At 44.8% G+C, this 11,867-nt stretch carries 8 protein-coding genes and 1 pseudogene; 5 read left to right on the top strand and 4 right to left on the bottom strand.

The features are described from left to right. Both P5683_RS03565 and P5683_RS03560 read right to left on the bottom strand, forming a co-directional pair. A pseudogene (locus P5683_RS03565) lies at positions 1 to 391 on the bottom strand (hypothetical protein); the annotation flags it as partial. An 84-nt stretch (positions 392 to 475) separates the two neighbouring features. Next, entirely contained in the window at positions 476 to 781 is a 306-nt protein-coding gene (locus P5683_RS03560) for a LapA family protein (RefSeq protein ID WP_228116483.1), read from the bottom strand. Positions 782 to 851: 70 nt separating this feature from the next. Between P5683_RS03560 and P5683_RS03555 the strand changes: the two genes are divergently transcribed. Next, the gene (locus tag P5683_RS03555) at positions 852 to 1,613 is read left to right on the top strand and encodes a peptidoglycan-binding protein (RefSeq protein ID WP_006621357.1); all 762 of its coding nucleotides are present in this window, start codon (positions 852 to 854) and stop codon (positions 1,611 to 1,613) included. A 176-nt stretch (positions 1,614 to 1,789) separates the two neighbouring features. On the opposite strand, the gene P5683_RS03550 is transcribed toward P5683_RS03555, so the two are convergent. Then, positions 1,790 to 2,755 carry a glycosyltransferase family 2 protein gene (locus P5683_RS03550; RefSeq protein ID WP_008057367.1) on the bottom strand — a complete coding sequence of 322 codons (966 nt, stop codon included), beginning with the start codon at positions 2,753 to 2,755 and terminating at the stop codon, positions 1,790 to 1,792. Between the two features lie 429 nt (positions 2,756 to 3,184). Between P5683_RS03550 and cimA the strand changes: the two genes are divergently transcribed. From cimA to P5683_RS03530, 4 genes are all read left to right on the top strand, one after another. Then, positions 3,185 to 4,810, top strand: a complete 1,626-nt coding sequence (gene cimA / locus P5683_RS03545; RefSeq protein WP_245394379.1) for a citramalate synthase — start codon at positions 3,185 to 3,187, stop codon at positions 4,808 to 4,810. Between the two features lie 164 nt (positions 4,811 to 4,974). After that, positions 4,975 to 6,708, top strand: coding sequence for a biosynthetic-type acetolactate synthase large subunit (gene ilvB / locus P5683_RS03540; protein ID WP_315639135.1), 1,734 nt, complete (start codon positions 4,975 to 4,977; stop codon positions 6,706 to 6,708). 383 nt (positions 6,709 to 7,091) lie between these two features. After that, on the top strand, positions 7,092 to 9,176 hold the full coding sequence (locus P5683_RS03535; RefSeq protein WP_315639136.1) for an elongation factor G: 2,085 nt from the start codon (positions 7,092 to 7,094) through the stop codon (positions 9,174 to 9,176). A gap of 159 nt (positions 9,177 to 9,335) precedes the next feature. Next, positions 9,336 to 11,135, top strand: coding sequence for an SLC13 family permease (locus tag P5683_RS03530; protein ID WP_006621364.1), 1,800 nt, complete (start codon positions 9,336 to 9,338; stop codon positions 11,133 to 11,135). A gap of 99 nt (positions 11,136 to 11,234) precedes the next feature. Here P5683_RS03530 and P5683_RS03525 read toward each other — a convergent pair whose 3' ends face one another. Continuing rightward, positions 11,235 to 11,462, bottom strand: a complete 228-nt coding sequence (locus P5683_RS03525; RefSeq protein WP_006670089.1) for a YlcI/YnfO family protein — start codon at positions 11,460 to 11,462, stop codon at positions 11,235 to 11,237. Positions 11,463 to 11,867: the final 405 nt, after the last annotated feature.

Raw genomic sequence — 11,867 nt, 5'->3', positions numbered from 1 at the left:
TTTGGAAGAAAAAGCTATCCGGTTCAGTTTGGCTAATTACTGTACCTGAGAGAGTAGTTAATCCGACACCTGTTAAAGGGTCTATATTAGGTGGTACAGTCATGGGGGGAATGTTAGATAAACCTAACACCGTAGACCCATCAGGACGGATAATATTGTTAGTGTCGATTTCGCGACCATTCCATTCTCCTACTTGGAGAGTGATGATTTCTCCAGGCATTAAACCAAGTTGCCATGCGGGGAGAGGGGAGACATCAACAATGACTTCTGAACCGTTGATAGGATAGAATAGAAAGTCATCGCCGTTATCAATTAGGCTACCGACAGTCCCAGAAACCATCGCACCAGGAATAAAGTTGTGATCAAGGGGGAATAACTCGCTAAAAGCCATCTCAGTTGTTTCTTTCTTGGGGGTTGAAATATACCTTATTAAAGAAAGATGACCTAAATATGACAATTGGGAAATTTGGAGAGTTTACCTTTGATGATAGATAAATATACCGATCGCACCCGCAATTAAGCCGATCGCCAAGCTGAAGGCCAAAACTACCCCTACAGGTATGTTAATTGACTCGAATATCATAAACTGTAGGGAAACCGGGGTGGCATTTTGGACCGATAATATAGCAACGGCGGCGATCGCCACTGCGAGAATGAGGTTGGTCGTGAAGGGAAATAGTGCTTTCATGGTAATTTGGGTAGCAGTATAGCAACAAAAAGGCAGAAATATTCCGGGGGCGGTCCGTGGAAGTTTGCAGAAGACTTCCAGGGTTTCAGTCACCCGATCGCGATCGCCTGTATTGCTGAGGGTTTAAACTGAATCATATTATACAAACCGTGAGGCTAGACCAATGGTAGATTGGCGCAACTATACGAACCGAGAACTACGTTTTGTTCTTTATGGCTTGGGCTATGGTGTCCCAGTCAATAATGATTCTCCCACAGATGCGATCGCTCAACAAGGCATTCGCGCCTTCCAACATGATCGCAATTTGGTTGTTGATGGAATTGTCGGAGACAAGACCCAAGCCGAGATGGCTGCCATTGTCAGTAGTCTGCATAATCATCTTAATATTGTAGTGCGGCCGAATCCTCCCTTACCCGGAAATCAGTTTTATGGTCCGAAAACTACCGCCGCCGTTAAGGATTTTCAGAAAAGGTATGATTTACCCATAACTGGGGTGGCTGATACCTATGTCCGCGATAAGTTAGAGGATACAGCCTATTGGTGGGAAAATCGACCCCAACCAGATCCAGTTAAGCCTATTTATTTACCTAAAGATTTTGCCGAGACAATTAAAGGCTTAGGATATGCTAATATTTCGTCATTTCAGCGAGATTATGATATACCTCAAACCGGGACAGCTAACCCAGAAACCCAGGAAATTTTAGCGAAAATTGTTCGGAATCTTCAGCACAACTTAAACTTAATCTTCCAACCTCGTCCTCTGATTCCTTACAGCGAGATTTATGATCATCGGACTGAGGAATATGTGGGTAAGTTTCAGCAGCAGTTAGGATTACCCATAACTAAAACTGCTGATTTGTCACTGCGTAAGCGTTTGGATCGTTGGGCGAGAAATAAGTGGCTGTTAGGATCAGTCAGTTATTAAATATCACCCGATCAGGTCATGCGATCGCATGATGCCCCACTTCCGACCATGTTAGATGATTAAATTAGCAAGAATCCATTATAACCTCAAGTAATTCACAAGCTGCCTTGGTTTGGGCAGCTTTTTTTGGGGATTCCATTATCCCCACCCTCTCCCAGATGGAATTTAACCAACCTTTATTCATGATCAACAATGCCATAGGTATCTCGAATTAAATAGAGAGGTCTTCTTTTGACTTCCGCATAAATTCTGCCTAAGTATTCGCCAATTACGCCTAAACTAATAAGTTGGACTCCTCCCATAAATAGAATGGCTACCATTAAGGAAGCGTAACCGGGAACATCAATGCCAAAAATCAAAGTTCTGATGATTAAAAATAGGGCGTAAAGAAAAGCCGCCAATGATATAAATAATCCCATGTAACTCCAGACTTTTAGGGGGAGGGCGCTAAAAGAGGTAATCCCTTCGATCGCCAAATTCCACAATTGCCAATAGTTCCATTTTGTCCGACCTTTATATCTCGGTAAGCGGTCATATTCTAGGGCGGTTTGTTTAAACCCTACCCACGCAAATAAACCTTTCATAAATCGATGAGTTTCGGGGAGTTGTTTTAAGGCTGCCACTACCTGACGATCCATCAGTCGAAAATCTCCAGTATCTTGGGGAATGCGAACCGGAGTCATCTTTTGCATAATTCGATAAAAACCATTGGCGGTTATCTGTTTAAGCCAGGTTTCTCCCTGTCGCGATCGCCTTTTGGCGTAAACTACATCATAACCTTCTCGCCACTTTTCCAGCATTTCTACAATTAATTCCGGTGGGTCCTGTAGGTCAGCATCAATAGGAATGACCGCTTCACCTTTAGCATGATCTAAACCCGCCGTTAAAGCGATTTCTTTGCCAAAATTCCTTGACAGGTTAATCACTTTAATGTTATGATTGGAATGGTGATGTTTAATGAGTTTGGCGAGAGTATCATCCTGACTGCCATCATTAACACAGATAATTTCATAGGTAATCTGCAAAGGTTCAATCACAGCCAGCAACCTAGATAATAAGTAATCGAGGTTAGGTTCTTCGTTGTAGCAGGGAGCGATAATTGATAGTTGAACTGTGGTGGGTTTTGCTGATGGTGGCAACACGGTAAAAATAAATTGATATTAACTAAAATTGTATTAATTAAGTGGTGCGTCAGGGTATAATTATCCGGTAGTAGATTGATCTAGTCGGGTTCTGACGCTACGGGAAAGCTGTAATTTTTCGGGGTAATGGCGACTACAGCTTGTTCACCAGTCGCTTAATACATTGCCCTCACCCTAAATCCCTCTCCCTCTCTGGGAGAGGGACTTTGAGATGTGATCAGATGATTTCTGAACAGGCTGTAACTGGGTTAGTGGTTACGAGGAGGAGGGGGACAGTCCAGGGACGGACGGGGTGATCAAATGTGAAAATAAGATTAGATATTAGACCAATGGGGTAAATTGGGGACATACTAGAGAGCGGGGGGAAAGAGCGATCGCATAAAATACCACCGCATGGTTGAAAACAGCACCAACTACCAAAGACAGACTATGAGTAAGCAACTTTGGATTTATGATACAACCCTACGAGACGGAGCCCAGCGCGAAGGACTCTCTCTCTCCCTAGAAGATAAACTCCAGATAGCGCGGAAACTAGACCAACTAGGTATTCCGTTTATTGAAGGTGGTTGGCCAGGTGCTAACCCGAAAGATGTGCAATTGTTTTGGCGACTGAAGGAAGAACCCCTCAGCCAAGCGGAAATAGTGGCTTTTTGTTCGACCCGCCGCCCCCATACCAAAGCAGCAGAAGATCCTAGCCTCAAACCGATTTTATCAGCCGGAACCATCTGGATTACTACCTTTGGCAAATCTTGGGATCTCCACGTTACCGAAAGCCTAAAAACCAGCCTAGAGGAAAACCTGGCAATGATCCAGGATACAATCGAGTTTTTCCGCAGCCAAGGGAGGCGGGTAATTTATGATGCTGAACATTGGTTTGATGGCTATAAAAACAACCCAGAATATGCCCTAGAAACCCTAAAAGCGGCTGTAGCCGGGGGGGCAGAATGGTTAGTGCTATGTGATACTAATGGTGGTACACTACCCCACGAGGTAACAGCGATCGCCAAAACCGTAGTTACAGCCCTAGCCAATTGGGGTGAAACCTCAGTACAGGTAGGCATTCACACCCACAACGACTCAGGAACCGCCGTTGCTAATGCTTTAGCAGCAGTCATGGAAGGCGCTACCATGATTCAAGGGACCATTAACGGTTATGGGGAACGGTGCGGCAATGCCGATTTGTGTACTTTGATACCTAATTTACAGTTAAAATTAGGCTATTCTTGCATCGCCAATGAACAATTAAGTAAACTGTCCGAGTCTAGTAGATTTATTAGTGAGGTGGTGAATCTAGCCCCAGATGACCATGCCCCGTTTGTGGGATTATCAGCTTTTGCCCATAAGGGGGGGATTCATGTTTCGGCAGTGGAACGCAACCCGTTAACCTACGAACATATCGCCCCGGAAGAGGTGGGAAATAAACGGCGAATCGTGATTTCTGACCAGTCGGGATTAAGCAATGTTTTGGCGAAAGCGCGGAACTATGGTATTAACCTAGAACGGGATAATCCAACCAGTAGGCAACTTTTGCAACAGTTGAAAGAATTGGAAAATCAAGGTTATCAATTTGAGGCGGCGGAGGCGAGTTTTGAGTTATTGATGCGGTCAGCTTTGGGGACTCGGAAACAGTGGTTTGAAATTCGCGGTTTTCAAGTGCATTGTGACAAGTCTAGTCTGGCGACCTGTAACTCCCTAGCTACGGTTAAGGTAATTGTAAGCGATCGCGAACTTTTAGAAGTAGCCGAAGGTAACGGACCCGTCTCCGCCTTAGACGCAGCCTTGCGGAAAGCCCTGCAAAATTTCTACCCAGAAATAGCCGAATTTCAACTGCGCGATTATAAAGTGCGGATTTTAGATGGTAAAGCCGGAACTTCTGCCAAAACTCGTGTATTGGTAGAGTCTAGTAATGGTCATCAGCGTTGGACTACCGTAGGAGTCTCTACTAACATCCTAGACGCATCCTATCAAGCCGTCGTAGAAGGTTTAGAATATGGCTTAATGTTGCAACAGCAAACCCCATCCAATTCAGTTATATTAGCGGAATCCTCACTGTAAAATAGCAGTGATAATCAGCTAGGGATGGCATTATTGGCATAGCATAAAATGGCAATAATGGCAAGAGTATTAATCAGAAATTGTCACAAATATAAAAAATTGATGACAATTGCTCAGGTAATCCCAACCATAATTTATCCTAGGCATCAGAGATGGAGAATGTTATGCAGGACCAAAAACAAGCCGTAAAAAGAGTAACAGGAGCCTTTGCCCTGATTGATAGCCTGCGCCGCCACGGTGTGCAGCATATTTTTGGCTATCCAGGAGGTTCAAACTTACCCATTTACGACGAAATATATAGAGCCGAACAAGCCGGGGAAATCAAACATTATCTGGTGCGGCACGAACAAGGAGCGGCTCACGCTGCCGATGGATATGCCCGGAGTACCGGAAAGGTGGGGGTATGTCTAGCCACCTCTGGACCAGGAGCCACCAATTTAGTTACAGGTCTAGCCACTGCTTATCTCGATTCTGTCCCGGTGTTAGCCATTACCGGACAAGTCCCCCGCAGCGCCTTGGGAACAGATGCGTTTCAGGAAATTGATATTTTTGGGATTACCCTACCCATTGTTAAACATTCCTATCTAGTCCGCGAACCTTCGGAATTACCGAGAATTGTGGCTGAGGCATTTCACCTAGCCAGTAGTGGCAGACCGGGACCTGTGTTAATTGACATTCCCAAAGATGTGGGTAATGCTCAAATTGATTATATTCCGGTAGAACCAGGGTCAGTGCGACGGGTGGGATATCGTCCCACGGTGCGGGGAAATCCTCGACAAATTAATCAGGCTTTACAGTTGATTTCCGAAGCTACTAAACCCCTCCTATATGTGGGGGGAGGTGCAATTATGGCGGGGGCTCATGCTGAAATCGCCGAATTGTCGGAACGCTTCCAAATACCAGTTACTAGCACTTTGATGGGAAAAGGTGCTTTTGATGAAAATCACCCCCTATCTCTGGGAATGCTGGGAATGCACGGAACCGCCTATGCTAATTTTGCGGTGAGTGAATGTGATTTGCTGATCGCGGTGGGGGTTCGCTTTGATGACCGGGTGGCGGGTACTGGAGATAAATTCGCCCATAGCGCTAAGGTGATTCATATTGATATTGACCCGGCGGAAGTGGGCAAAAATCGCACTACTGATGTTCCTATTGTGGGAGATGTGCGACAGGTTTTGGGGGATATGCTACAACGTAGCTATCAGTTGGGAACGGAAATTAAGCCGGAACAAACCCAGGAATGGCACTCGCACCTTAATCAATTGCGTAACCAATACCCCCTGACGGTTCCTCACCCGGAAGATGGTATCTCTCCTCAAGAGGTGATTGTGGAACTTAGCCATCAATGTCCTGATGCTTTCTATACTACTGATGTGGGTCAGCATCAAATGTGGGCGGCGCAATTCGTGAAAAATGGCCCCCGACGTTGGATGACTAGCGGCGGTTTAGGGACTATGGGTTACGGTTTACCTGCTGCTGTGGGGGTTAAGGTGGCTCATCCTCATGATACGGTTATCTGTATTAGCGGTGATGGTAGTTTCCAAATGAATATGCAAGAATTGGGAACTATTGCTCAGTATGGTATTGGGGTTAAGGTGATTATTCTCAATAATGGCTGGTTGGGAATGGTGCGCCAGTGGCAACATATGTTTTATAATGACCGCTATGAGGCTACTAACCTGGAAGATGGAACCCCAGAATTTGCCCGGTTAGCTGATGTTTATGGCATTGAGGCTATGACAGTCCGCCAACGGGAAGATTTACCAAAGGCGATCGCTAAAGTCCTATCCCACAAGGGTCCGATGATCCTAGATGTTCGGGTTACCCGTGATGAGGACTGTTACCCGATGGTAGCCCCCGGTCACGATAACAGCGACATGATGGGTTTATCCAGTTAGTTGCTCTAACCCCTCACCCCCCCTTAGTGCTTTATGGGGGGGTATTCTGTCTGAGAGCAAATCTTACATTAACCTTAAAAAACGCCATATTGATTTACAAAAATTCGCAAAATTTAATAATGTTGTGTTTGATTAACTAGGTGTAAAATTGGCGACAAAATATCCTAAATTAAAAGGTAGTTCACTCTCAATCCCTAACCGGAAGTATCTATCCTAATATGAGCCGGAGACTAAGGGAAACTGAGAGCAGCAAAGTCCCACGGTATCCCGGTTGTGAATTGTTGAAAAAATATTAAGTTTCCGAGAGATGATTTCTCGTTCAAAAAATCACAATTGCCACCGTGTTATAATGATTGATTTATCCGGTTTCAGGAGAGCGTCAGATGACAAATAATGTTGCATCAGAAAATCGTAATGTCGCGATTGTCGGCCCCTATTTGAGCGGCAAAACAGCGCTGCTAGAAAGTCTGCTGTTTGCGACGGGAACGATTACCCGTAAAGGTACAGCTAAAGAAGGCAATCGGATCGGGGATAGCGTAGCTGAGGCTCGCGATCGCAATATGAGTGTAGAAATCAATGCCGCTTATACTGAATATGGCGGCATTAACTTTACCTTCCTCGACTGTCCAGGTTCGGTAGAATTTGCCCAAGAAACCTATAACGCCCTGATGGGTGCAGGATTAGCAATAGTGGTTTGTGAACCGGAACCATTACGCATCCTCACCCTATCCCCGTTATTCAAATTTTTGGATGATTGGGAAATTCCCCATATTGTGTTCATTAATAAAATGGATCGGGCTTTCTCTGATGAAGAAGGCTGCAACCTCAACTTTTTAGAGTTATTAAATGCCCTGAAAACTGTATCGAGTCGCCCCATAGTTCCCCAAGAATATCCGATCGCCAAAGGTTCAGAATTAATTGGTTTTATCGATTTGGTCACAGAACAAGCCTATAACTACCATCCTGGTGCCGCCTCAGATCCGGTTCCCATGCCGGAAGAACTAAAAGACCTGGAACACGCCGCCCGCCAGGAGATGTTAGAACAATTATCTAACTTTGATGATCACCTTTTGGAAGAACTTCTCGAAGAAATTGAACCGCCCACGGAGGAAATTGTCAAAGACCTAAAAATGGAATTGGGCGCGGATTTGATTGTTCCCGTATTTTTCGGAGCGGCTGAATTAGAATATGGAGTGCGATCGCTTCTTGATGCCCTAGTCCGAGAAGCCCCAGAACCCAGCTTAACCGCCGAACGTCGGGGACTCAAAGGAACCAGCGATATCCCGATCGCCCAAGTCCTGAAAACCTTTTACACCCCCCAAGGTGGTAAACTCTCCCTAGTGCGAGTCTGGCAGGGAGAACTTACCGAGGGCATTGTTCTTAATGGTATACGCGCAGCCGGAATGTACCGTCTGCTGGGACAACAAACCCAGGGCGTGCAAGTTGCCAAAACCGGGGAAATTGTCGCCTTGGCGCGTATGGAAGGCATCAAAACCGGGGATACTTTGACCACTCAACCCGATCGCCTCAAAGCACCGTTACCGAAAGCCCAGGTTTTGCCACCAGTATTGGCATTTGCGATCGCCCCAGAAAATCGCAAAGATGAAGTAAAACTCAGCGCCGCCCTCACCAAAATGATCGAGGAAGATCCCTCTCTAACTTGGGAACAAAACACCGACACTCACCAGGTTATCCTCTGGGGACAGGGAGAAATTCACCTAAAAGTAACCCTCGATCGCCTACGCCGCAAGTACAACTTACCCATAGTTACCTCGCCGCCTCAAATTCCCTATAAAGAAACGATCCGTTCTAATACCAACTCCCACGGGCGCTACAAACACCAAAGCGGCGGACATGGACAATTTGGTGATGTTTATTTAGATATTACCCCCTTACCTCGCGGTGAAGGTTTTAACTTTAGTGAAACCATTGTCGGCGGCGCGGTGCCAAAACAATACATTCCCGGCGTGGAAATGGGCGTGCGAGAATACCTCCAACAAGGTCCCCTAGGGTTCCCCGTCGTTGATGTTTCTGTCACCCTGACTAATGGTTCCTATCACTCTGTGGATAGTTCCGAACAGGCTTTTAAACAAGCCGCCAGGCTGGCTATGCAAACGGGTATGGCTAAATGTAACCCCACTTTGCTTGAACCTATTGTTACGGTGGAAGTATGCGCCCCTAATGACTTTACCTCTCAACTGTTCCAATTGATTACTACTCGCCGTGGTCAAATTTTGGGCTATGAACCTGTGGCTGACTGGAAAGGTTGGGATCAGGTGTCGGCTTATTTACCACAGGCGGAAATGCAAGATCTGATTGTAGAATTGCGATCGCTAACTATGGGGGTCGGTTACTTTAACTGGAAATTTGACCATTTACAGGAAGTCCCCGAACAACTAGCCCAAAGAGTTTTAGCTACTGTTGCTGATGATAGCAATGGCGGCGGAAATAGCAAATCCAAAAATTAACTCATTGTAGCCCCCAGCCTTTAACCCAAGGGACGATCTACTGATCGTCCTTTTTCGCAGGTCTAGGGTTATTCACTCCCCTATACCTGACACCTGTTCTAATTGGCTGTATGATCAAACGTTACCTTTGTGAACAGCCACCTTACCATATCTTCACCCATGGAAGTTTTTCTTACTCTGTCTATAGTTGTTCTCGCCCTGATTAGTTTTATAGTTGAATGGCTACCGGTAGATTTAACGGCGATCGCTGTTACAGTTTTATTAATGTTCCTGGGTTTAGTCACTCCCGAACAGGGAATTTCTGGCTTTGGCAATTCAGCCACCATTACCGTTATGGCTATGTTTATCCTCAGCGCCGGAATTACCCGCACCGGAGTCATTCAAATTATACGCGATCGACTAATTAAATGGGGAGGAAACGGCATCAATCAACAGCTTTTTGTGATGGTTGGCTTAGTCGCACCCATTTCAGCCTTTATTAATAATACCGCCGTTATCGCTATTTTTCTACCCATCATCGAAGACTGGTGTAAACAGCAAAAAAACTCACCCTCCCAATTCCTGATTCCTCTTTCTTACGCTTCAATTCTAGGGGGAATGATTACCGTAATTGGCACATCAACTAATATCCTCGCTGGTGGCATCTCTGAACAATTAGGTTATGAGAACTTTCATATTTTCCAATTTACCAGTGTCGGATTATTAACCTTTATCATTGGTTTATTATACATTTCCTTCGTTGCCCCCAAACTTCTACCCAAACGAGAATCACGCATGAATAGTGGCATCGATAACAGCTATGATTTGCAGGAATATCTCAGCGAAGTAGTCGTCACTAATACATCCAGCTTAGTCGGACAAACCCTCCGCCAAAGTGAAATTCAACGCAAATTTGACCTAGACGTATTAGAGTTAGTTCGCAACAAAATTCACCTCCCCCAACCCGTAGCCGATAAAGTCTTAAAACCCGGAGATATTCTGATTATTCGTAGCACCCGTGAAGATTTACTCAAAATTAAAAACGAAAGAGGTTTAGATCTTTTACCTGATGTCAAATTTAGGGAACAATCCCTAGAAACAGTCCTGAGTTCTGGAGAAGAAAAAATCGCCGAAGTCTTGATTTTATCCAACTCCCGTCTAATTGGTACTACCCTCAAAGATTTACGCTTTAGACAGCGGTATAATGTCACCGTATTAGCCATACGTCGCGGTGCCGAATTAGTCCAAGGACGCTTAGGAAAAATCAAACTCAGATTTGGTGACTTATTATTAGTCCAAGGCCCAAAACAGAGTTTTATTGGTTTACAAACCACTAGGGAACTGTTAGTCTTAGAAGAGAGAGAGCTCGAAAACTTACGCACCGATAAAGCGGCGATCGCCATTGGCATTACTTTAGGCGTAATTGCACTAGCAGCCTTTAACATAGTTCCCATTTTAGTTAGTGCTTTAGCCGGAGTGATTTTGATGGTCGCCACTGGATGTCTAAAACCCGGTGAAATGTATGGTGCTGTTCGTTGGGATGTAATTTTTCTATTAGCCGGATTAATTCCCCTAGGAATTGCTATGGAAAATTCCGGCGCAACTGAATGGCTGGCTAATAATTTAGTGTCTGTCGGGGGTCATCTTTCCGGGTATTGGGTGTTAACATTTTTCTTTATCATCACAGTTTTATTAACAGAAATTCTCTCCAATAATGCCACCGTAGTACTCATGATTCCCATTGCTGTCCGAGTAGCTGAAACCCTGCAATTAAATCCCTATGCCTTTATGTTTGCAGTCACTCTCGCCGCTTCCTGTAGCTTTATGACCCCCATTGGCTACCAAACTAATACCATGGTTTATAGTCCCGGAGGTTATAAATTCTCCGACTTTACACGAGTTGGCTTTCTTCTCACCCTCTTAATGACCATTGCTGTTCCTTCATTGGTCATCCTATTTTACGGTCTTTACCCTAGCTGATAATCCCTCAAATTAGGAAACATCAAACCCAAAAATTTGGCAGATGAAAACCGCCCAGAATCACCCGATTTGAGCAGATTAAAATGGCTCATGGTAGGTCTAATCATCTGAATGGGATTCTTCCCCCAACTGTTCCAATTTAAATTCTAAGGCCGATAGTCTGACTTCTAATTGATCAAGTTTTTCCTGCTGAGGTGATATTCCCAGATAGGATCTCAAGGCATCAATGACCAGATCGGACTTGGATTGTCCAGTGATTTTTACCCGCGCCATGAGTGCTTCGTGTACCTCAGAAGGAATCCTGACACCTAGGAATGGATTGGGCATAGTTTCAATAAGATTACATTTTTGACAATGAATGCCAATAGTGTGTTAATGATATCAGTCTCTTGCTACACTGCCTCTCATTAACCCAACGGCGTGGTGTGGGACTTCTTTTGACATCGAGTTAAAAGAATCTTGGTCTTATATGTTAATTTCTTAACAGTAAAGCTAAGACCCCCATTCTTGTAAATGGTTTTTTGTAAAGTTTTTTTGCGTAACCCAAAGTTCTGTAAAGAACCTTAAAGATAAATTGATAACATTACGAAAATCTATGTTATCATCGGAAATCATCGGTTTCCAACCCCGTGCTTCCAGCACGGCTGTACCTTTGAGACAGAAATAGAGGTAGTTCTAGTCAGCACCCCCGACTGAAGCACGGGGGCTTCGTGCCCCCCTTTCAGGTAGCTG

Origin of the sequence: Limnospira sp. PMC 1279.21 (assembly GCF_032349615.1) — a bacterium.
Lineage (GTDB): Bacteria > Cyanobacteriota > Cyanobacteriia > Cyanobacteriales > Microcoleaceae > Limnospira > Limnospira fusiformis.
The sequence above is the reverse complement of the archived record's forward strand: the minus strand, read 5'-3'. Positions and strand labels throughout refer to the sequence as shown.